25 protein-coding genes and 1 tRNA gene are annotated in these 21,676 nt (G+C 61.2%); 7 read left to right on the top strand and 19 right to left on the bottom strand.

Annotated features, from left to right (window positions below; translation table 11 throughout):
* Positions 1-47: 47 nt before the first annotated feature.
* Positions 48-746 carry a hypothetical protein gene (locus tag K1X15_RS11835; RefSeq protein WP_220303803.1) on the bottom strand — a complete coding sequence of 233 codons (699 nt, stop codon included), beginning with the start codon at positions 744-746 and terminating at the stop codon, positions 48-50.
* 3 nt (positions 747-749) lie between these two features.
* Positions 750-1,598 carry a hypothetical protein gene (locus tag K1X15_RS11830; RefSeq protein ID WP_220303802.1) on the bottom strand — a complete coding sequence of 283 codons (849 nt, stop codon included), beginning with the start codon at positions 1,596-1,598 and terminating at the stop codon, positions 750-752.
* 183 nt (positions 1,599-1,781) lie between these two features.
* On the opposite strand from K1X15_RS11830, the gene K1X15_RS11825 reads away from it, so the two are divergent.
* Positions 1,782-2,150 (top strand): hypothetical protein, encoded by a 369-nt coding sequence (locus K1X15_RS11825; protein WP_220303801.1) that lies wholly within the window; start codon positions 1,782-1,784, stop codon positions 2,148-2,150.
* A gap of 66 nt (positions 2,151-2,216) precedes the next feature.
* Positions 2,217-2,306, top strand: a tRNA-Phe gene (locus tag K1X15_RS11820).
* A gap of 52 nt (positions 2,307-2,358) precedes the next feature.
* Here the strand turns inward: K1X15_RS11820 and K1X15_RS11815 are convergent.
* From K1X15_RS11815 to K1X15_RS11740, 16 genes are all read right to left on the bottom strand, one after another.
* Positions 2,359-3,006 (bottom strand): hypothetical protein, encoded by a 648-nt coding sequence (locus tag K1X15_RS11815; protein ID WP_220303800.1) that lies wholly within the window; start codon positions 3,004-3,006, stop codon positions 2,359-2,361.
* Positions 3,003-4,163, bottom strand: coding sequence for a phage tail tape measure protein (locus K1X15_RS11810; RefSeq protein ID WP_220303799.1), 1,161 nt, complete (start codon positions 4,161-4,163; stop codon positions 3,003-3,005). Before K1X15_RS11810 ends, K1X15_RS11815 begins: the two co-directional genes overlap by 4 nt.
* Positions 4,153-4,332, bottom strand: coding sequence for a hypothetical protein (locus K1X15_RS11805; RefSeq protein WP_220303798.1), 180 nt, complete (start codon positions 4,330-4,332; stop codon positions 4,153-4,155). The genes K1X15_RS11810 and K1X15_RS11805 overlap by 11 nt, the downstream gene beginning before the upstream one ends.
* A gap of 406 nt (positions 4,333-4,738) precedes the next feature.
* Positions 4,739-5,173, bottom strand: coding sequence for a hypothetical protein (locus tag K1X15_RS11800; RefSeq protein ID WP_240549473.1), 435 nt, complete (start codon positions 5,171-5,173; stop codon positions 4,739-4,741).
* A 22-nt stretch (positions 5,174-5,195) separates the two neighbouring features.
* Positions 5,196-5,477: a hypothetical protein gene (locus K1X15_RS11795; protein WP_220303796.1), complete on the bottom strand. Its 282-nt coding sequence runs from the start codon at positions 5,475-5,477 to the stop codon at positions 5,196-5,198.
* A gap of 186 nt (positions 5,478-5,663) precedes the next feature.
* Complete coding sequence (locus K1X15_RS11790) at positions 5,664-6,041, bottom strand: hypothetical protein (protein ID WP_220303795.1); 378 nt, start codon at positions 6,039-6,041, stop codon at positions 5,664-5,666.
* 92 nt (positions 6,042-6,133) lie between these two features.
* Complete coding sequence (locus K1X15_RS11785) at positions 6,134-6,412, bottom strand: hypothetical protein (RefSeq protein WP_220303794.1); 279 nt, start codon at positions 6,410-6,412, stop codon at positions 6,134-6,136.
* The gene (locus K1X15_RS11780) at positions 6,409-6,912 is read right to left on the bottom strand and encodes an HK97 family phage prohead protease (protein WP_240549472.1); all 504 of its coding nucleotides are present in this window, start codon (positions 6,910-6,912) and stop codon (positions 6,409-6,411) included. Before K1X15_RS11780 ends, K1X15_RS11785 begins: the two co-directional genes overlap by 4 nt.
* A gap of 164 nt (positions 6,913-7,076) precedes the next feature.
* Positions 7,077-7,643, bottom strand: a complete 567-nt coding sequence (locus tag K1X15_RS11775; protein ID WP_220303793.1) for a hypothetical protein — start codon at positions 7,641-7,643, stop codon at positions 7,077-7,079.
* Position 7,644: 1 nt separating this feature from the next.
* Positions 7,645-8,166 carry a hypothetical protein gene (locus tag K1X15_RS11770; protein ID WP_220303792.1) on the bottom strand — a complete coding sequence of 174 codons (522 nt, stop codon included), beginning with the start codon at positions 8,164-8,166 and terminating at the stop codon, positions 7,645-7,647.
* A gap of 126 nt (positions 8,167-8,292) precedes the next feature.
* Positions 8,293-9,252 carry a hypothetical protein gene (locus K1X15_RS11765; protein WP_220303791.1) on the bottom strand — a complete coding sequence of 320 codons (960 nt, stop codon included), beginning with the start codon at positions 9,250-9,252 and terminating at the stop codon, positions 8,293-8,295.
* A gap of 526 nt (positions 9,253-9,778) precedes the next feature.
* Positions 9,779-9,979: a hypothetical protein gene (locus K1X15_RS11760; RefSeq protein WP_220303790.1), complete on the bottom strand. Its 201-nt coding sequence runs from the start codon at positions 9,977-9,979 to the stop codon at positions 9,779-9,781.
* Positions 9,980-10,189: 210 nt separating this feature from the next.
* Positions 10,190-11,455, bottom strand: coding sequence for an AAA family ATPase (locus K1X15_RS11755; protein ID WP_220303789.1), 1,266 nt, complete (start codon positions 11,453-11,455; stop codon positions 10,190-10,192).
* The gene (locus K1X15_RS11750; RefSeq protein ID WP_220303788.1) at positions 11,442-12,284 is read right to left on the bottom strand and encodes a DUF7146 domain-containing protein; all 843 of its coding nucleotides are present in this window, start codon (positions 12,282-12,284) and stop codon (positions 11,442-11,444) included. The genes K1X15_RS11755 and K1X15_RS11750 overlap by 14 nt, the downstream gene beginning before the upstream one ends.
* Positions 12,285-12,540: 256 nt before the next feature.
* Positions 12,541-12,747, bottom strand: a complete 207-nt coding sequence (locus K1X15_RS11745) for a helix-turn-helix transcriptional regulator (protein WP_276315263.1) — start codon at positions 12,745-12,747, stop codon at positions 12,541-12,543.
* An 85-nt stretch (positions 12,748-12,832) separates the two neighbouring features.
* On the bottom strand, positions 12,833-14,017 hold the full coding sequence (locus tag K1X15_RS11740; RefSeq protein ID WP_220303787.1) for a tyrosine-type recombinase/integrase: 1,185 nt from the start codon (positions 14,015-14,017) through the stop codon (positions 12,833-12,835).
* A gap of 361 nt (positions 14,018-14,378) precedes the next feature.
* Between K1X15_RS11740 and K1X15_RS11735 the strand changes: the two genes are divergently transcribed.
* From K1X15_RS11735 to K1X15_RS11720, 4 genes are all read left to right on the top strand, one after another.
* Positions 14,379-15,287 (top strand): dioxygenase family protein, encoded by a 909-nt coding sequence (locus K1X15_RS11735; protein WP_220303786.1) that lies wholly within the window; start codon positions 14,379-14,381, stop codon positions 15,285-15,287.
* A gap of 201 nt (positions 15,288-15,488) precedes the next feature.
* A complete protein-coding gene (locus K1X15_RS11730; RefSeq protein ID WP_220303785.1) occupies positions 15,489-16,184 on the top strand; it encodes a YjbE family putative metal transport protein in 696 nt (231 codons plus the stop codon).
* A gap of 140 nt (positions 16,185-16,324) precedes the next feature.
* Positions 16,325-17,500 carry a lipid II:glycine glycyltransferase FemX gene (locus K1X15_RS11725; RefSeq protein ID WP_220303784.1) on the top strand — a complete coding sequence of 392 codons (1,176 nt, stop codon included), beginning with the start codon at positions 16,325-16,327 and terminating at the stop codon, positions 17,498-17,500.
* On the top strand, positions 17,497-18,819 hold the full coding sequence (locus K1X15_RS11720) for a lipopolysaccharide biosynthesis protein (RefSeq protein WP_220303783.1): 1,323 nt from the start codon (positions 17,497-17,499) through the stop codon (positions 18,817-18,819). The genes K1X15_RS11725 and K1X15_RS11720 overlap by 4 nt, the downstream gene beginning before the upstream one ends.
* A 1-nt stretch (position 18,820) precedes the next feature.
* Here K1X15_RS11720 and K1X15_RS11715 read toward each other — a convergent pair whose 3' ends face one another.
* Entirely contained in the window at positions 18,821-19,384 is a 564-nt protein-coding gene (locus K1X15_RS11715) for a GNAT family protein (protein WP_220303782.1), read from the bottom strand.
* Between the two features lie 195 nt (positions 19,385-19,579).
* On the opposite strand from K1X15_RS11715, the gene acs reads away from it, so the two are divergent.
* Positions 19,580-21,532, top strand: a complete 1,953-nt coding sequence (gene acs, locus K1X15_RS11710) for an acetate--CoA ligase (RefSeq protein WP_220303781.1) — start codon at positions 19,580-19,582, stop codon at positions 21,530-21,532.
* Positions 21,533-21,676: the final 144 nt, after the last annotated feature.

Genomic DNA, 21,676 nt, shown 5'->3' with positions numbered 1-21,676 from the left:
CCTCTGCGCTCTCGATTGCTTCCTGCTCGGCTGGCGCAGGATGGGTGTCAATCACCCGCGCCGGCCACATCCTCCTCGACGATCACGCCGCTGCCGCTTGCCAGCCACTCATCGACACTCACCATCGGCGCACCGATCACATCCTCATCCCACACGCGCAACCGTCGCGTTTCGACGCCGTAGGGCCAGATCGTCGTAAGGTCGACATGACTGTTGCACTGGCGGCGCCAGCGCGCCCGGAATGCATCCATGACCGGGACGTAGTCAGCCAGCGTTGTGATGTCGTCGAGCGCCGCCTCTTCTTCGGGAGTCGGATGCGAGCCAAACAGTCGAATGCACTGGCCATGCTCCGCCAGGGTCCACGGCGCAGGCGTCGTGCCGGCATAATTGACGAACTCCCAAACGCAAGGGCCTTTCGTCTCCGAAATTCCGGCTAGGAGCATGCGAGACGGCTGCAGCGGCGGGCCGGCATCCTTGCGTTGCCTTGCCAACTCTTCCCGCACCCGCTCAATCGTGGCATCGACCGAACCGCCGGCAGCGCGCGACCAATTGGTCACCGCGTCGGCAACGCGCTTGCTGTAGCTAGTCGGGCCGGTGCCAGCGACAGCAATCGGAGCCCAGATCGACCCCGTCACCTTGTTGACCTTTTCGAGCAGTTGGAAAGCGCCGCTGACACTGTTGGTCAGCCCACCATCCGAAAGGATTTCGACCCGGTCGGCAAATGCCTTGACGACAATGGTGGTCATCGCTCAATCCCAATAGAAATAGGCGTCGTGCAGTTCGACCATCTTGTTGTTGAGCGTCTTGAACCGCCAGCGCGGAGAAGTGCCTGAGGGCTGGCCTGAAACATCGGTTTCGGCAGCCTCTACTACACGCATTCCGGCCGTTGGCGAGGCCGAGGTGTAGAGTTCGGTCAGAGCCATCGTGGTATACGTCGCGCCACCGTCCCGGCTGCACTCGAACGTGTAGTCAGTGCCAGCCACGGCGGTATCAACCTCCTTCACGCGGAACAGCGCCTTCATTCTGGTTGGCTCTGTGGCTGCGGTGAAGGCGACAGACGACACGCTTAGGTTGTTGGTGGTTGGCAGCCCGTAGAACTCGCCTTCGACAGCGAACATGGCATTGGCCGTCCCCGTACGCGAGAACCGAAGCACCCAGTGATCATGCGGAGCAGTCGTGTTGCTGGTGATCTCCTGCATGTTGGTGGTGTCCACCTCAGTGAAGGAGACCGAACCGGCGACAGTCACGTCCGATGCGGTCGAGTTCGGCGCGGCCCCATCTTTCCAGCACAACTCGATGGTGACGGTCTCACCAGTGCCGGAGTTCAGATAGCCGGCATCGTTCCGACCATAGACCCGCGCCTTGCTGACCGACTGCCCGCCCGAATAGGTCTTGCCGAAGTATTTCCCCGAAGTGGCGGAGTTTGTAACCGCTGAGCCCGCGACCCCAGCATTCGTGGTGCCGTCGAACAGAAGCGATAGCGAGCCGCCGTTCTCCCCAAAGTTGCCGATTGCTGTGCCGGTCGCTTGTGAAATCATTGCGGCCGCCGTGACGGTTGGCTTGAGCAGTCCGGGAGTGCTGGTGTCTAGGTTGGTCAATATGACCTCCAAAATGAAAAGCCCGCACAAGGGCGGGCGGTGTGGGTGGGTCGATCGAGCCGGCTGGTAGATGCGGCCGAGATCATTGGGATTTGTCCCAATGTTTAACGATGGGTTAACTTTTTTCTTGCCCATCAATAGGTTCGGCGGCAATCTCCCGGAATTGCTTTTGGGGGACTACCAATGTTGAAGAAGTCTATTGTCGCGCTCGGCGCGGTTTCAATGCTTGCTGCCTGCGCGACGCCGCCGAAGGACATCGCGCCGGCCTATGTTTCGACCACGCTGTATGAGAATTTGACCTGCCAGCAACTGCGCAACGAGGCGGAAGGCGTCTCCGCCCGTGCTGCCGCGGCATTCGGTAAGCAGGAATCCAACCGAGGCCAAGACGCAGCCATGACGACCGTTGGCGTGGTGCTGTTCTGGCCGGCACTGTTCTTCATGAAGGGTGACGGTGCTGACGCTGCCGAAGTGGCTCGCCTCAAAGGCGAAATGCAGGCCATCGAGCAAGTGAACCGCGTTAAGAACTGCGGCATCGTGTTCGCGGCGAGCTAACTCGGGTTGATCCTTTTGGACCGGTCATTCATATTGCCGGTCCACCCAGCCTTCGGGCAGTGGAATGGAAGGTTGGCTCGAGTGGTTGAAGGCACCTGATTGAAAATCGGGCGGGCGTCGAAAGGCGTCTCGCGGGTTCGAATCCCGCACCTTATTTGAGAACGCCGCTCCGGTTCTTGCCGTTGAGCGGCGTTCCGCATTTTTGCGTCTAAGCCCGGATAGACTCCCCCACCACGTCAGCCCACTCAATGACCCGATCGACCGTCACGCCGCTAGCCGAGATGACGGCATGATCAACATGCACTCCGACGTAGTGGCCCGGCTCGACCTTGCCCAGAAACGGCGGGCTGCACCGCTTGGCACGCATGGCCTGCATCATGCCTGTGGAAGTGAGCCGGAAGTCGTCTCGATTGTAGCCGGCGGCTAATATTTCATCGGCGGACAACTCCGGCCCAAGGGCAACGTTTTCGCGCCATTCGAACCGCAATGCCGGGATGCTGGTGTCGTCCAGCCGCAGGCTCCGGAAGCGCCAAATCTGCGGCCCATCCTTTTCGGATATGCAGCCGATGACCAGTTCAAACGGAATCGGCGACGTGACTTCTGGTCGGTCTGGCAGTACCCGTCCCAGCCACTGGATGGCCTGGTCTACGGTGCCGCCCATTGTGGCCGAGATCACCAGGCGGGACAGTGCGTCGATTTCATCATTGCCGCCGCAACCACCAACCACCAACGGTGCATTGGGTGCCTTTCGGAGCTTGTCTGTCTTGGCGACCAAGGTGCCTGTTTGGTCGAACGTGGCACCGTCAGCGGCCATCTCGATATGGTCGCCATATCGCGTTGCAAGCAATGCGCTCATGCGGCTTCTCCCAAGGGCAGTGCATCGGTGAATTCGCCGACCATCGGCCCAAGCTCGCGCATGACGGCTGTCTCGGCCTTCAGCGCATCAATACGCTCGCGCATGCCAGCAACTGCGTCGGCGAAGTTGTCTCGACTGCCGGCACTCGTGGTGCCGCTGGTCTTGGGTGACGCGGGCACTTCCGGCGGCTCGATCTTGAACGTGCCGTCGGGGTTGAGGCCGAAAGCCGCGTAGACGTCGGCAGGCTTGCGGATGCCGCTGAGCTGCACGTCCAGCCGGAACTGGTTTCGCTGGTCGGGCGTCATCTGGTCGAAAAATGATTGGTTGGCGCCGGCCTTGAGGGTGTTGGGATAATCAATGAACTCCTGGAATCCAGTCAGGAAGTTCGACATAGCCGTGGCGGCCTCGACGACGGCGCCCTTCAGCGCCGTGCCGACGGTTTCAGACACGGCTTGGAATTTTCGGTCTAGCTCGGCAGCATTGTCGACGAGGTCTTCCGACATCACGACGCCCAAATCGCGAGCCTGCTTGATCGTGTCGCGAATGCCGTCCTCGCCCTGCTCAATGAGCTGCACAAACTTTTCGCCGCCGGTGCCTCCGAAAATCTCGTCGGCAATCCGGATTTGGGCTGCCTGGTCGAGCCGGCCAAGTTTGCCAATGATTTCGGAGAACAGGGCCGATGGGTCTTGAAGCTTTGCCTTGAGTTCTTCCGCGGTGAAGCCGAGACGCTGGAATGCCTCGGCGGCCGGCCCAGCGCTGGTGACGATAAACTCGTCGGCACGCAGGGACAGCTCCTTGAGGCCGTCCGTTAGGGCGTCCATACCAATGCGATTCTGCCGCGCGACGTAGCCTAGTTCTTGGAAGGCCTCGATACCGACGCCGGCGCGCTTAGCCTCATCACCCACACTGGCGACGGCGGACGCCACCTGTCCGACCTGGCTGATCAGGCCACCCACGCCAAGGGCGACAAGCGGGCCTGCGAGTCCCTTGGCCATGGCCCCGAACGACGAGACCACGCTCTTGTTCATTCTAGCAAAGCGGCTCTCAATCGTCTTCGCCGACCTGTCGGTTTGCTGCATCGCCTTGCGCATGGTTGCGTCATATTGCGAGATGCGAGCTTCGAGGCTCACCAGCAGCGTTTGGATTTTATCGGCCACCAGGCGCCTCGAGGTGGGCAGCCATCGAGCGCAACATTGCTGCGACTTCTACCCGACCAGACGCAGCCACCAGGAAGGCGACAGTTTCTGCCAGGATGCGGTCGGCGGCGATTTCTTCGGGCGCGAGTTGGCGTTCCGCGGCCGGAGCCGGCGGTTGGGGAGTGGTCATGTTGTCTCCGGAAAATGAAAAACCCGCCGGCGAGGGCGGGTTTTTTGTGTGGGCGGCAGATCTTTAGTTGCAGAATTAGAGCATCGACTGTATTTATTGGCCGATGCCCATCGTCATCCAACTGTCCATCGCGTCAAAGCACTCCAAGTGCGGACCGCAATGGCGCAATCCGCGAGCAGCAAGCTTCAACTTGCCAATCAAGGAGTGACAGATGGTTGTTTGCCACTGGCCTAAGTCGGTACACGTATGCTCTTACATGCGTTACCGTTTTGGACGTTGGGAGTTCGTTCGCGAACACTGCCGTTCATATCCGTCGTAATCGGTTGGCCACCTAGACGGTAGATAAGTCGGCGATGGGCGTCACCCTACTCCAATATCCGAATAGCGAGCAAGCGTTAAGATTGCGTTAAGCACTCCTCTCGGGGAAAAGCACAAATGCAGCAAATGCACGGCGATCCTTAATGGCCACCGCCGCAAAGTCTTTGATAGCTGCTTCGACGGCGTCGATGTCGACGAGTACGGTCGACTTGTGCGTCCTGGCTGTCGGGTCGTAATCTGCAGTATGCCGCTTCAGCTGCATTTGCCTGAACATGTAGGCAAAATCTTGAATCTCTTGAGGAAATTTCTCTAGAGTTTTTGACTCGCAGGCTTTTTTGGCGGGGCCATGACTTAAAGAGCGATAGACTTGTTTCCAAGCGGAGCTGCTTCGCTCTGCACCAGTCCCACCAACCAATAGATCTGCACAGCATCGCGCCAACGCATGGAACATTGCGTAGTAGGCGGTGCTCGTCGCGCGATGAAGGTTAGTTTGCCTCGGCTTGCCCGAGCCATTCTCTGCCAAACAGCGGGCCGTCTTTATCAGATCATGCGGGAGCAAGTTCCGTACGCCCTCGATCGCTGTTTGCGACAAAAGACAAAAGAGGGAACGCCATCTCGCCGATCGCGCTCAGATGGGGGCGCACATGCCGAACTGCTCCCGATACTTTGCGTGCGTCGATGTCTTTGCGCGTGCCTTCAAAGACTACTTCGATCTTCAGAACCTCATCGCCTTCAAAGTCGACATCACGAGCGACATTGACGCTAAGAATCTTGATGTTGTCAAAATCCTTTGTGATCGTGTCTTCGATGATCTTCTGCAGATCCATGGCCCTGTCCGAGTCTGTCAAATTCAGCTCTTTTGCGCTCAGCGTTATCGGTCAACAGAATGCTTGACAAGCGGTAAAATTTTTATGTACGGAGAGTTCTCCGTACATAAATTTGTGTTTGGTCAGCCATGTTTCAACCCTTGGGACGTAGGTTGGGTTCCAAACAATGACCATGAGACGGTTTTACTACCCAAACTCTGCGAACGGATCTACCGGCTCATCCCGGCTACCGGGCGCGCCGACCTTGCTCCGATCCGTTGGGCTAAATCCGAGCTTCGACAGTGCCGTGATAAGCTTTGAAGCATTCCGTCCATCACCGGTCCGGAACTGGTGAAACAGCCGAACGGCGATTTCCAAAATGAGCCGGTCTCCGGCCGTCAGCCAGACGCCATAGCCGGACAGCTCGCCCCAAACGGCCGTCTCTGCCGGTGACAGATTGTCCGGCGCCGAGCCAATCGGATCAGTGATAGCCGGTTCATTCCGGCGGTCAGCATAGCGCGCCGGCCGCCTGTCCAGTTGGCCAGACAGACGCAGCATGTGGGTGGGTTTGCGTGGCCGTGCCATTTGACCCTCATATTTTGAATTGGGTTCTTGCGCACGTTAGGGGGCGCGCGGTGTGGGAAAATCAGTTCTTTCCGAAGCTGACCCACCCCTCCCTAAGCCTTGCGCCACGCCAAGCGGTCGCCAGCATCGGCAGGGAGCAGTGCGGTGTCCCGCGAAACAATCAATTCGCGCGGCTCCGTGGAGGCATCAGGGGACTTGCCAACAGCAAGGTACACATCGCCATAGGTCTCAACCTGCAGTTCATACTCGCCATCGTCTGGCGGCACTGGTTGGGTGTTGCCGGCGCGGTACAATGTTTCCTGCCACATGAAGTCGCGCTCAACAGTGCCACCGTCCATGCCGATCAAGCGGTAGCATTCCACGACAATCATACCGCAATGCCCCGGCGGCGCATTGCCGCCTTGGCACGCGCGACCGACGCGCTCCGGTTTCCCGCTTCCTGGACCAACGCCGCGACGGTGTCGTCATAGGCAGGGAATGCCACAATGCTGACTTCGTAGAGGTCAAGGTCGAGGATGGTGCGCACTGGCATGTCGCCAGACTCATCCCACTCCTGGGACTTCACACGAAACCCAAATGAGCACCCCGAAAGGTCTCCACGACCCACCAGGCCGAGAGCGGTCTGGCCATCTGGAGTGGTATCATCGATGTCGACATTGAAATACAGTCCAATGCGGTCGACTCGCAGCTTGAGCGTGCCTGATTTGGTCCTTCCCAACACGCGCCCCGTGTCATGGTCCAGCAGACAGCGAACGTCCGCTTTCTCCTTCAACGCGCTGTCAAAGCACTTGGGGTGCAGGCGCTCCACGAAATAGTCGCCAATGACGGCATCGCTGTTAAATCGTGCGGCATACCCACTAATTGCGGCCAATGCTACGCCCCCGTTTTCTCTTGGCGATGTTCTCGCGTAGCTCCTTCGCCACTTCGTATGGATCAGAACGGCAGTACCTTGCTGCCTGGCCAGGTAGTTTCAGCCACGACCAACCGGGGCGCCGTTTTGTCTGATCATCCGCAATGTCGGTGTTCATCTCGTTTTTAGACATAACCAGCCGCCTTCGCTTCTCGAGCAATCCGCTGAACATGACCGTCGCGAGCGTCGCCCAGCCAAACAGGTTCAAAGACACCAAGCCGCGTCCAGGACACGCCATCGGCCTCGAGGTCATCCACCAGTCGGCGGAGATCGAGGCGAGCTTCATGGGCTGCTTCGAGGGCCGTGACCATCGCTGCAACGCGCATGCCGTATTCAGCTTTCACGGCCTCGCACACCGCCAGAGATGCCCGGCCGCGGGCTTCCTCGACGCGGGCCTTTTGCAGGGTAACCGCCGCATCATGGTCTGAAATCGACCTGTTGACCTCGGCCAGGCGCGATCGCAGGGCAGTGCGAGCGTCGACGGTTTCATCGCCCAACAGGGCCGCGACGGATGGCCGGACAGCCGGTGCTGGGGTGTCTGCCAGTTCACGTTCGATGCGGCGCTGCTCCTGGCGAAGGCTAGAAAGTGCAGCGTTGAGGGTCCCTAGTCGCTCAACGCGGGCGGCGTAGTCGGTGTCGGTTTCCGCCATTGTCGGCGCTTCGAACGGTGCCTGCTTCTTCATCAGGGCCATGTCAGATCCTCGAGAATGTTGCGCGGATGGCCTTAGCGAAGGCCGAGCCGGTGACAATGCAGGCGCGCCGGTGCGAGGTGACCTGCCAATGTCCGGCGATCGCTCCAGTCGGTTGGAAGCGCTCGACGATTTCACCGGGCCATGTGATCGCGAGTTCATCGAAATTGCTGACGACTTCGATCGCCGTGGGCAGGTCTTCGTCGACCAGCGCTGTTTCGATCAGGTCCAGCAGGGAGCGGCGGGCCGTAGGGATGGATGCTGGCGCGCCTTCGAGCGATGCACCGCCTGGGGTCATCGCAAACAGGCGATCAACACGCGGTGCGGCCTCGTGAAGCGTCGTGTCGCCGGCCAAGGCCAGGAACAGAGCGATAAAGCCGTCGTCATTGATCTCAGGTTTTGAGCCGGACGAGCCAAGCGGAAGAATGCCGGCCTCTTGCAGACGACGAGCAATCGTGCGGCTCCGGGATTGTGGGAAGCCGAGATGGCGCTCGAAGGCGGCCAAGGCGGCGGTGATAGTTGGCACGGGTGGCCTCCTAGATTTTCAGTTTTTCAGGGTGGTGGACAAAAAGAAGCCCAGCGCTTGGCTGGGCTAAAGTGCAGGGAGGACATCCCTTCATTCTCTATTGGGCGGCTGATCTCGGTTTTTGGGCTACGCCGCTAGAAATTCCTGCAACGCCAGCGCCGCGGCCGTCAGCCGGCGCTTACCCATTTTGTTGTCATTCGCCGGAACTAGAGCGCTCATGGACCGTACGGCCGCGGCGCCCATCAATATGTTGAAGTGGTCGGGTTCGGTGGCTTGGAACTGATCGACCGTTATGCGGTCCAGAGCGGCTTCCTCGACTGTATAGGTTTCCGGGTCGCTGCGGCGCACGCGACTGGATTCACCCATGCCATCCACTCGGCTTCCTCGACCAGCGAGCAGCCCAGAGAAAAGCCGTTCTGGCTGGGGGCCATAAGGCAAGCCGGCAGGAAGTGGATCGGCATGCGGAAGTCCGACCGCTGCGCGCGCCTCTGCCAGTGTGCCACCTCTCAAATGGGCAAAGGCCTGGCGGTCGATCGGTGGTTGCTTGGGGCGGCGGCGCATCGATTTCTTCGGATTGCCGGACGGAATGGCGCCCAGCATCTGACACAGCCAGTCCAGCGTGGTTTGGCGCGCCTTCACTTCGAATTCGGCTTCCGATTGCCGCGTTCGACCGGTTTCTTGCTCAAGTTTCCTGCCCCAGACATGCGTCAGTGCTCCTTTCGGAACGCGAAAGTTCCTGGCCTCCAGCTCGCCTTTGACCATGACAAACTGGACGTCCTGATAGGCGCGGGTGGCGAACTTGAGTTTGCCCCACTCGCTGATGGGTGGCAGGGGCGGGGTCCATATTGGGAAGCCCTCCTGATCATGCCCATCTGGCTCCGGCAGCGCTCGGAGAAGTTCACGCGCGTAGCCACCGTCATCCGCGAGCTTGGTGTCCCGGACTTTAGGCGTGGTGGTGTTATCGTTGGCGGCGCCGAGTGGGGTGGGGTCTATCTCAATGGCATGGGCAAACCAGGCAAGAGCCGATCGGTAGGGTCCTAAGTCATCATGGCGGCCAGCCACGACCGCGGAAAGCAGCGATTGCATCGGGTGTCCTCAAGAATTGCCGGCGGCTCTTCGGCCGCTTCTGGCTCGAATATATGTGTCGACCCACCACGAATTCATGGTGGCAACCGTCTCTTGTGGCGCTGGCTGGCGCTGGTCAAATCGGGCGGGGCCGAATTTCCGATTTTGGTTGCGAACAATAATGCTTACCGCGGCGGTCGTGGAAACCGGTGTTCAGGGAAGCTGACATACCCCCTCCGGGGCCTCTTGAAATGCGCAGAAGGTTCACCCATTTCATTTTTATGGCCGCACGACGGCCAACGGAATAGCCGCGCGGTGTACTGAAGGGCAGACCCAAGGCGGAAAACACGTGCCCTTCGACCTGGCCTAATGTGCGATGGCGGCTACCGGAAGGGACCCTCGCGCACTACGAGAAGGGAGCGCGACATGTTCGCTTCTGCCGTCTCGAAGCCGGGCAGTCTGGTGCCACTAAGTGGTATCGGGTCGAGTTGGGGTTGATGATTCACCCCGGTCTGGCTTCGGTGCTCATCTATTGGTCTAGATTGCTCTAGGGACCTGTTCCCGAATAGAAGGGGCACCCTCGGGTGTCCCTTTTGTTTTTGCTATGCGTCTTGGCCAGGCTGGCAGGATTGTCATTCGCCGGCCGGCGATCCGGGCGCAGCTGCCAGAACTCCTGCCATGTCATGCGGCGGCCTCGGAACGGGCGGTCGGTGGTTGCCGCGGGATTGGCGGCGCGTTTGGTGGTCATGAGTTTCCTCCCGTTCATCCTCGGATGTTCGCCTTGATCGCCGCCAGGAAAAAGTCGGTGCGCGCCACCGATGCTCCACCGGAGCAAGTCGGTGGGTGGAGTGTGCTCCACCACCACTTTTTACTATAGGCGAAATTGGTGGTGGAGCAGACCGTTTGCCGGCTCGATTTGCTCCACCAGTGCTCCACCAAAATTTGGTGGTGGAGCAGATCAGTTCATGGACTTTCCGGGCCGGTTCGCCTCGATGACGCGGATGCCCTTTTTGTCCTTTCGGTCGGCTTCGTCGTAGAAGGTGACCTCATCAATGACGCCGTTATCCTTCCACGTCTTGAGCACCTTCGCCGCTCTCGCGGGCTCCATTTCGCAATGGCGAATTACGACATGGCCACCCCATCGTGGGCCTCGCTTCGTGTCAGTGTAGGAACACGGCACGCCGGTGACCTCGCCATGCTCATCCACAAAGCCGGCCGACAAGTCGTCCAGGATGAGATTGATGGTGGCAATGGTCAGGCCCTCCATGACTGAAGGGGGCTGCCATGGGTGGAGCACGCCAACGTCATCACCGTGTTGAGTGGCCGTGCCGTTGTTGAGGCGGACCGTCTCCTTGCGGAACCACTTGGCCTGTCCAGTAACCAGCGTCAGGTTGGCTTTGGCGTCATCGAACCGAACAAACATATGCCGCTCGCGATCCTCAACCCCCATGACCTTTGCGTCGCCTTCGGACATGGCGAACAGCGTGGAGACCGAGCGCGCAACACCCACAAGGGCACCGCCGCCTCGAGCAGCATTCATGTCGCCGGGCGAGGACGAACCAGCCTTGCTAACGTGGTGCACCAGCAAGACGGCGCAGTCAGTTTGACGAGCGACTTCACGCCAGATTGCCGCAGCCCATTTGACCTCGCTGTTGCTGTTCTCGTCACCTTCGAAGGTTTCCGCGAATGGGTCCACGACCAGAACGTCGATGCGCTGCTGCCGCACGGCCGCAATGAGCTCGTCGACCAGCGGCATACGTGTCACCGTTTTCGACTTTGGGTCCGTTCGTGCCACTACAATTGATGAGGGATCATCAGCCAGAAAAATCCGATCTGCAATGTCGCCCTTGTTGATGCCCATGGATCGAACGCTCGCAGCCAGTCGGCGCCGCATTTCATCCACATCGTCCTCTGAGTTGACGACCAAGACTCGGCTTGGATAGCGCGGCACGAAACCGCCCCACTCTTCACCGCGTGCGGTTGCCAGCGCCAGCTGTAATGTAAGCAACGACTTTCCGGCGCCCGGTGGGGCCACCAGTACCGAAAGATGGCGCCTGATGAGCAGTCCAGGGATGATCCATTGCCGTAGCGGGATCTCGGTCTCATCAAAATCCAGTGCCGGCACCATAGCGATGGCTGGGGTGTTGCCGCCGTTATCATTCGCAGCCACAAGCGGCTCGAACGGCTTTTCGGGGGTGTTCACGATGCGCTTAAGCGGCGGCATTGATCACCTCCGCCATATCGCTGCCTGCCTGCGCAGGCATGACCATATGCACCTCGCGCCCGGCTTCGTGCCAGCGCTTGCCGCAGTCATTTGCCGCCTTGACGCCTGCAGGGTCGTGGTCCGCAAAAATGGTAACAGACTCGATACCGGACAGGGCTGGGAACGCAGACATCGTGCCGGCCGAGAGGCAGGCCCAGATCGGTCGGAATAGCGCCGCCAAGGCGGTCTCTATGCCTTCGGCGACGGCAAGGCCATGCGTCACGGTTTCGTCCGGTGACAGCCGTACCACGGCGTATTTGGCGCGGCCCATCATTTGCTTTCCGGGCGCAGCCTTGCCGCTGCCATCGGCTAGCAATGCGGTCCGGTGGATGCCGGTGGGCTCGTTGGTGAGGATGTCGGTCATGAGACCGAGCATGGCCGGATGCCGGTCCTTGCCAAAGGGGCATGACGGGTGGAAGCGAAGCGCGTCGCCGTCATAGGCCAGGCCGCGGCTGGCGAGATAGGCTTCGGCCAGCGTTCCGGCGATTGGCACGGCTTCGGACCATATGCGCATGGCCTTGGCGCTCTGCGCGCGCTTGTCGAGCGGCCGGACGGGTTCCAGCGGCAGCGGCTGCGGTTCGCGATCGTCCAAGCCGAGAACGGCTTTCACGTGGTCCCGGCATGCAGCAAAATCGTCGCCGGCAAATGAGTGGGTGGTGAAGCTGCCGTCTGTGGCGAAATACACCGACAGGCTGCGGTCGGCGCGGCTATGGCCAGGACCGGGGCAGACGATGCGGTTGCCGATGCGCTTGCCGCCTAGCTGGCCGGCGTATTTATCGAGAAGTGTCATTGGGCGCCTGCCCTCCAAATGCGGCCACAGCGGCAGCGGTGATAGTGTCGTGGATCTCGGACGAGATGATCGCGGCCGGCGTTCCGTTCCGGGCGGATGGGCAGAAGGTTCGCCACAGGCCCGATCGAGAGCGGCGCAACTGCCAGGAGGTCAGGCGAAGGCCGGGCGCGACTTCTATGTCGAAGGTCGCAAGGCATCCGCCCGCGGCCGAAGGCCGTAGGTTGGTAATGTTCATGATGGTCCTATGGGTAGGGGGTTAGGCGGCCTGTGCCCGAGAGTTGTCGTTGGCGGGCCGTGCCGCGATGCGCGCCGCGATCCACTCTTCGACTTCGGACTTCACAAAGCCAATTCGCTTATCGCCGAGCGGCACGGCGGCAGGGAAGCGGCCGTCGGCACGCGCCACGTTGATAGCGGTGCGGGAAAGGCTGGTCATGCGAGCGGCTTCTTTAATGGAAATGAGCAAGTCGACCTCCGGGTTGCGCCGGCATCATCACCGGCACAAGGTCTCTTGTGGACGGTGGTCAGTATGGTCAAACTGGTCAGCAGAATTATTTCTGGCCGGTGCAGTAAGCGGCCCATGTCTCCATCAACTTACGCCGCTTCTTGAAGGCATCGCCGCGCCGATACGCCCGTTCGGTTTCGTCGCCGACCAAATGCGAAAGGGCCGCTTCGGCGACCATCCCATCGACGTCGGTTTCTTCGGCGACCCAGTCTCGGAACGTCGACCGGAATCCGTGGACGGTTGCGGTATCGTGTAGCCGGCGCAGCGCCTTGGTAAGTGTCATATCGGACAACGGGCGGCCCTTCCGCTGCCCCAGAAAGATGAAGTCGTTGGGTTTGGGCTTCTCCGGTCGGATGGCCTGCAACACAGCGACGGCCTCGTCGGTCAGTGGGACGCGATGAAGACGTTTTTCTTTCATGCGCTCCGCCGGCACGGTCCAGACTTTGTTTTTTAGGTCGATTTCCGACCAAGGCGCCTCGCGCGCTTCGCCGGGCCTAGCGGCGGTCAAGATTGCGAAACGCAGGGCGGCGCCACCTGATCCGCCGAGATTTACCAGCTTGGACCAGAAATCCGGCATTTCGGCATAGGGTAGGGCGTCCAGGTGCTTCTTTGTGTCCGACTGTTTGGCCAGCAAGTCGAATATGTGACCCTTACCGCGAGCTGGGTTGTCGCCCGACCGCAGTTCCTTCGACTTGGCGTATTCGAGCACCGACTCAATGCGCACCCGGACGCGGCGACCCACCTCTGGTGTCTCCAGCCAAATGGGCCTTAGAATCGACAACACGTCTTCGGTGTTGATCTGATCGACCGGCTTCGCCCGGATCGGTTTGCAGACCACGGTCAATGTTCTTTCCCATTGGCGCACATGATTCGCGTTGGACCATCCGGGCTTTTTGGCTTCGAAGAACTCATCGGCCACGGCGCCGAAAGTGGGGATGCCGGCCGCCTTGCGCTTCTCGGCGATCGGGTCGAGACGATTGGCAAGCTGGTCGCGTACCTGGTCGGCTTTTTGGCGAGCCAATGCCAGAGATACGGGCGCCGCTCCAGAGCCATAGGCGCCGAGTCCGATTTCGCGCCGTCGGCCGTGCTGGTGAAACACGAAGACCCATGACCGTGCTAAGTTGCCCGCCTTCGTCTTTGTGGTGCGCAGGTAAAGGCCGTCACCGTCCGACAGCATACCCGGCGCCTTGGTCGTAAGTTGCGTCACTTTGAGCCGATGTTTGCCAGCCATTCATAAGTCCTTTCATAAGGATAAGGCTTGTCAACATGGTCAATATGGTTGGAAGGCACAAGAGGCGATGCGAAAAACACAAGGAAAACAGGTAGTTTCGTGTGTCATTGTTGACACTGTTGAACAGACTTATAGTCCTTGTGCACCCACCAAAGCCTTCCGGTGGACAGTCGTTGTAAAGAAGCTGCGCTCCCGCGCCGCATCGATGCTCGACTCTTAGCCTTCGTTTCCCACCAAGATTGCTGATTATTCATCCGGCGGAATTGGGTGGGATAGGTTTGCTCCCGTAAATCGGGGCCATGCCCACTGCCGATATGCGCAGTGGCCCTGTCCGAATGGCTCCATCATGAAGGAAGGCCCAATGACGCTTCACGTCGACGACCACCATGCCCATGACCTTGGATTTGCACACGATCTGCCGAGGCTGATCGGCCGACGGCGCCTGCTGGCACTGATGGGTGGCATGGGCCTTGTCGGTCTTGCTGGCGGCCCGGTCGCCGCACTCGACTGCGTGGCTCTGCCCTGGGAAACCGCCGGCCCCTATCCGGCCGATGGCAGCAATGTGAAGAACGGGCAGGTGGTCAATGCGCTGACCCAGCAGGGCGTTATCCGGCAGGACCTGCGGACATCGTTCGGCTCCCTGACCCGGGTGGCAGATGGTTTGCAACTCGACCTGGAGCTCACCCTGGTCAACGCCGATGGCTGCACGCCGCTAGAGGGTCATGCCATTTATCTTTGGCACTGCGACACCACCGGCAATTACTCGCTATATGACATTACCGACGCAAACTTTCTGCGTGGCGTCGGCGTAGCCGATGCAGAGGGAAAGGTGCGGTTCACCACCATCTTCCCCGGCTGTTATGACGGGCGCTGGCCCCATATCCATTTTGAGGTTTTCGAGAGCATCGAGACTGCGGTGAGCGGCGAGGCCTCTGTTCTCACCGCGCAGATCGCCATGCCCGAGGCCGACTGTGCAGATGTTTATGCCGCCGATGCCCGCTATTCCAATGGCACAGTCAATCTTGGACGCATAAGCATCGCCACGGACAATGTCTTCAGCGACAACAGCGCCGACGAGATCGCGCAGCAGACGCCGGTGCTCACCGGCGATCCGCAAAGCGGCTATACCGGCGTGGTGACCATTGCCGTGGATCTGACGGCCGAACGCAGCAGTGGCGGCCTGATGGCCCCGCCGAACGGCGCAGCGCCGGGCGGACCACCGCCGGATGGCGGCAACGGGGCGCCGCCTGCCATGCCATCGAACGGCTAGTGTTCACGGGGGGCGGCATCGCCCCCCGTTTCTTGTCCTGTGGATGACAGCGCCCAATCTGTCGCCAAGCTGTCAAAATGGCCCTGAAACCCCTTCAAATCTTGAACTTTCGTCGTGCTGGGCCGTGAAGCCACTTGATGTGAGGGGCTGGCGGCAGTAGCAGCGTCACAGCACACGCGACACGCCCAGCAAGGACGCATCATGTTCGGCTTCGACCCGAGTTTCTTCTCTTCGCTTCTGCAGGTCATCTTCATCGACCTGGTCCTGGCTGGCGACAACGCCGTGGTGATCGGCCTGGCGGCCGCGGGCCTGGCGTCGGATCTTCGACGCAAGGCCATCATGATCGGCATCCTGGCGGCGACCGTCTTGCGCATCGGCTTTGCGTTGATCACGACGCAGCTGCTCTCGCTCGGCGGCGGCTTGCTCATCGCCGGCGGTATCCTGCTGCTGTGGGTCTGCTGGAAGATGTATCGCGAGCTCACCGTCACCGAGGCCGAGGAAGAAGAGGCCACCGAGGCGCTCTCCAATGCCGACTACAATGCCGATGGCAGCGTGGCCGGGCGGGCGCCGCGCAAGACCCTGCGGCAGGCGGTGGTCCAGATCATCATCGCCGATGTGTCGATGTCGCTCGACAATGTGCTGGCTGTGGCTGGTGCCGCACAACACCATTTCGAAGCGCTGGTCTTCGGCCTGGCCCTGTCGGTGGTGCTGATGGGTGTTGCCGCGACCTTCATCGCGCGCTTGCTGCACCGTTTCCACTGGATCGCCTGGATCGGCCTGCTCATCATCCTGTTCGTTGCGCTTCGCATGACCGTTGAGGGCTTGGGGGCCTTTGTCGCCATCCCGGAAATCCCGTTCATCTACACGCCGCATGCTGCAGCGGCCGCTGCGCACTGATCCTTGGTCTCCCAGTCCGAACTGCGATAGCCTTTGGTAACCAACGGCGAAGGTTTGCGGCATTTGTCCGGCGCGGATAGGGATTTGCACACCTCGAAAGACTAGCTTCCGGCTGAATGCCTCTAGCCGGAAGCACCGCCATGTCCACCATCGCAGGATTGAGCATCGACCCGTCCTCCGCTGTCCCACACGAGCATGGGCGGAGCGACATCCCGGCGCTCGCTACGCGCAAGGTCACGGGCGCTGAATGGGACCGGGTGATCTCCGGCTTTGACGGCATATGCCAGGAACAGTTGTTTGCCTTCGCCTCGATCCGATGGCCGGGCGTTTCGCCCGAGCCGCGGCTTTTCGAATCGAAGGGGCGCATCGTTGGTGGTGCACTGGTACTCGTGCAGCGGCTGCCGCTCGGCCTGTCAAAAATTGCCATAGTCAAGTGGGGGCCCATGCTGGCCGATGCCGGCGCTGCTGATGCGTCAACGCTCTATGCTGGGATGATAGAAGCCCTGGTCGGCGAATATGCCGAACAGCGGGGCATGATGCTTTCGGTCCTGCCGCATGCATCGCCCCGCGAGCGCAACGACGAATATCACGCACTGCGCGACCGCGGCTTCAGGCGCGGCGCCGTCCTGCGCTTTCCGGATCGCTACCTCGTCAAACTACGCCTTTCCGATGCTGCCCAGCGCCAAAGCTTTGGCCAGGCCTGGCGGCGGCAGCTCAGCAAGGCCGAGAAGTCCGGCCTTGTGTTCGAGCATGCGGGTGCGGACCGCATTGAGGACTTCAAGACGCTTTACGCGGCCATGAGCGATCGCAAGCAGTTCCCGGACTATTCGGCTTTCGATACGCTCGATGCCCTCATGGCCATGGACGAGCCGCTCCGGCCCGAATTGTTCTTCGTGCGGCATGACGGCGAGCTGGTGGCCGGTGCACTGATCTTCAAGGCCGGCGACCGAGCGGTCTATCTCTACGGCGCCACCAATGACCAGGCATTGCCGTTGCGCGCGGGCTATTTCCTGCACTGGCACATCATTGGCTGGCTGCGCGACCATACACGCGCCAGCTGGTATGATCTGGGTGGTACCGATGGATTTCAGGGGCTGCACCAGTTCAAGAAGGGCATGGTGGGGGACGCCGGCGTCATCCGGCCGGTGCCGCCGGTCGCCAACTACGCCTCGCGCCCATTGGCCTATGCCTTGGGGGCAGGGGCCTTCGCGGCGCGCGAGGCTTACAACGAGTTGCGCCGCCGCATCGAGATGATCCGCCCGTCGCGCGCCAGGCCGGACCAGGTCCCAGCGCCGTTGCCGCCGGAGTTTCTGTGAGCCTCGCGCGACGCCTGGCGTCGCAATCCACCATCATTTTCGGCGGGCGGTTGTTCGGGGCCGGCCTCATCTTCCTGGTCCAGGCGTTCATTGCGCAGGTCTGGGGAGCCGCCATTCTGGGCGACTACCTGATTGTCATCGCGGCAGTGAACCTCATCGCCGTTGCCATGCCGCTGGGCTTCCAGACGATCGGCACCTATTTTGCGGCCGAGTATCGCGCGCGCGGCGACCGCCGGCAGCTGATCGCCTTCCTGTCCCGCGCATATGGCCACGTCTTGGCGGTCTTCCTCGCGGTTATTCTGGTCGGTCCGCTCCTGATGGGTTGGCTCGGCCTCTCGGGTCATGTGGTCGCGATGCACTTCTTGCCGGTAGCGCTGCTCGCGCTGGCCACCGCCCTGGTCTACGTCAATGGCGGGGTCCTGGTGGGCCTCAAGCGCCCCTATGCTGGCTTCTTTGCCGACGGCATCTTCCGCCCCATCATGGTGCTTGCAACGGTCCTGGGGTGTGCCGCGCTGTCGAGCGCGCCGACGGCAGCATTCAGCGCCATGCTGTGGATCATCGCGCTTGGTTATGTGGCCATTGCCCTGGTGCATCTGGGCTTTGTTGTCGCCACCCTGCCGCGCATTGAGAATACCGATGGGGCGCATGTGGCCGAAGTGCCGCGTTGGTGGCGCTTTGCCGCACCGTGGGTGCTGATCACGCTGGCGACGGACTTCTTCTTCGATATCGACCTTCTGCTCCTGGCCAATTTGCTGGACCGTGAGGAACTGGCGATTTTTGGCGTCTGCACGCGCATCTTCTCGCTGGTTTCGTTCGGCGTCGCGGCTGTCTATGCCGTCATCCTGCCGGACATGTTCGAGAGCGAGGCCAATGACGACCGGGAGGCCTTTCACCGTAAGGTCGGGGAGGCCAATCTAGCGGCGAGCCTGGTGTCGCTGGGCCTGTTCGCTCTGGTCGCCATCGGCGCGCCCTTCGCCCTGCTGCTCTTCGGTCCGGACTTCACCGCCGGGGCGGTCCCGCTGTCGATCCTGTGCCTGGCGCTGGTGGTGCGCTCTGCGATGGGGCCGGCGTCAATGGTCCTGTCCATCCACGACCGACCCTGGGCCAGTCTCCCCGCCGTCCTGCTCGGGATGGGGGCCCTGGCCCTCGGCAACGTGGTGCTGGTACCGATGTTCCACCTCGTGGGCGCGGCACTGGCTGCCATCATCGCCATATCGATATGGTCCGTGGCGCTCTGGGTGATTGCCCTGCGCACGGCCAGGATCGACGTTTCGATCCTGCAATGGTTCCGATCGCGCAGGGCCGTGGCGGCGGAGTAGGCTACGCCCCCACCAAGCCCTTGAGCCGCTGTTTGAGCCTGCCCATCCGACCCACATAGCCGCTGTCATACGGGACGTCGGGGCGCGAATAGAACTTCTCGATCAGCATGTAGTCCTGCCCGAAGATGTGTTTTTCGAGCAGCGCCGTCTCCTGGTAGCCGTAGCGCTTGAGAAGGGCCCGGGCGACCTCGTTCTCGGGGCGCACGAATGTGTATGCCTTGTGGAACCGGGTATTGTCCCAATGTTCGTCGAACTGGCGCATGCCGAACAGGCCGAGCTTGGTCTGGCGGTGGCTCGGGAAGACCCAGCTCCAATAGCGGAAGATCGATCCGCATTCCGGGCCGGAGACCATGGCCCCGCCAGGCACGCCGTCGGCACACATCAGCATGATATGCCAGGGGTCGATGGCCATCAGGCCCTTGAGGAAACCCTTGTTGAGGCGGCCCGCCTCGTGCTGCTTGAAGCGGTCGTTGTAGTGTGGCGAGGTCATGATGACATCGCTCAATTCGCGGTGGACGAGGTCAAGATCCGCATGGGTGGCGGCTCGGATGGTCATTTCGGCCATGATGTCCTCCTCGCGACGGCCATCGGCTGGCCGCCCTGGTCCAGAACCCTAGCATTTGCGCGGTTAACGTCCCGTGCCGTGCCCATTGGGCAAATGCCCATGCCGGAAAAAGCCATTAAGTCGCGGGCACAAGCCCTTGCCGCCTCGGGGGCGCGTCATTAGAACGGATCACGGGAGAGATAAGGGAGGATGACGATGAGCGACCAGCTCCTATTCCAGCCAAGCGCGGCCGCGATCGCGCGCACCCATACCACCGCCGAACAGTATGACGCGCTCTACCAGCGCTCGATCCAGGATCCGGATGGATTCTGGGCCGAGCAGGCCAAGCGCCTCGACTGGGTGACTTTCCCCACCAAGATCAAGAACTCCACGTTCGAATATCCAAACGTCTCGATCAAGTGGTTCGAGGACGGCGTCCTCAACGTTGCCGCCAACTGCATCGACCGTCATCTGGCTGAGCATGGCGACGATATTGCCATCATCTGGGAACCCGATAATCCCAATGACCAGGCTGAGTACATTTCCTATCGCACGCTGCACGAAAAGGTGTGCCGTTGCGCCAATGTGCTGAAGTCGCTGGGCGTCAGGAAGGGCGATCGCGTCACTATCTACCTGCCCATGATACCGCAGGCGGCCTATGCAATGCTGGCCTGCGCGCGCATCGGTGCCGTGCATTCGGTGGTGTTTGGCGGTTTCTCCCCCGATTCCCTGGCCGGCCGGATCAATGACTGCGACTCGGCCGTCGTCATCACCGCCGACGAGGGTCGCCGCGGCGGCAAGACCGTGCCGCTCAAGGCCAATGTCGACAAGGCGCTGGAAGACTGCCCTGGCGTTTCCAAGGTGCTGGTGGTCCACAATACCGGCGCTGATGTTGCCATGAAGGGCAGCCGTGACGTGTGGTGGCATGAGGCGGCAGCCGGCGTCGAACCGTTCCATGATCCCGAGCCGATGAATGCGGAAGATCCGCTGTTCATCCTCTATACCTCCGGCTCCACCGGCAAGCCCAAGGGCGTGCTGCACACAACCGGCGGCTATCTCACCTATACCTCTCTGACCCACGAGCTGAGCTTCGACTACAAGCGGGGCGAAGTGTTCTGGTGCACGGCGGATGTCGGCTGGATCACCGGTCACAGCTATATCGTCTATGGTCCGCTGGCCAATGGCGCGACCACGGTGATGTTCGAGGGCATCCCTTCCTGGCCCGATGCCAGCCGCTTCTGGCAGGTGGTGGAGCGTCACAAGGTCAACATCTTCCACACCGCGCCGACCGCGATCCGTTCGCTGATGGGCGCCGGCCCGGAATTCGTCGACAAGCATGACATGCCCTCGCTGCGCCTGCTCGGCACGGTGGGCGAGCCGATCAATCCCGAAGCCTGGCTGTGGTATTACAACAAGGTCGGCAAGGGGCGTTGCGAGATCGTCGATGCCTGGTGGCAGACGGAAACCGGCGGCCACATGATCGCGCCGTTCCCCGGTGCTATCCCGACCAAGCCCGGCTCGGCCACCAAGCCCTTTTTCGGCATCCAGCCCGAAGTGCTCTCGCCCGAAGGTAAACTGCAGGAGCAGACCAAGGCCGAAGGCGTGCTGGTCATCAAGGACAGCTGGCCCAGCCAGGCGCGCACCATCTGGGGTGATCATGGCCGGTTCGTCTCGACCTATTTCGAGACCTACAAGGGCAATTACTTCACCGGTGACGGCTGCCGTCGCGACGAGGACGGCTATTACTGGATCACCGGCCGCGTCGACGACGTGCTCAATGTCTCCGGCCATCGCCTCGGCACGGCGGAAGTCGAAAGCGCGCTTGTTGCCCATCCCAAGGTGTCGGAAGCGGCGGTGGTCGGCTTCCCCCACGACATCAAGGGGCAGGGCATCTATTGCTACGTCACGCTGATGGCGGGCGAAGAGTATGACGACGCGCTGCGGGGCGAGCTGCGCAACTGGGTCCGCAAGGAAATCGGGCCGATCGCGTCGCCGGACTTCATCCAATGGGCGCCCGGCCTGCCCAAGACGCGTTCGGGCAAGATCATGCGTCGCATCCTGCGCAAGGTCGCGGAGAACGATTTCGGCTCTCTGGGCGACACTTCGACCCTGGCTGATCCGACGGTCGTGGATGACCTGATCGCCAATCGCCAGAACAAGCCGGCCTGACCGGTTGTGAACCAGGGGGCGGTGACCGCGAGGTTGCCGCCCTTTCCCGTTGAACGGGGCGCCGGGTTGGCCGCCTGGCCAAAGCCGTGCTTTTGCAGCGGCGATCATTGTGTTGCCGCCATTTGCTGGGCAAGGTGCCACTCC

The organism is Devosia salina, assembly GCF_019504385.1.
In the GTDB taxonomy this organism is placed as follows: domain Bacteria; phylum Pseudomonadota; class Alphaproteobacteria; order Rhizobiales; family Devosiaceae; genus Devosia; species Devosia salina.
Note: the sequence above shows the minus strand (reverse complement) of the source record. Positions and strands in the feature narration are given on the sequence as shown.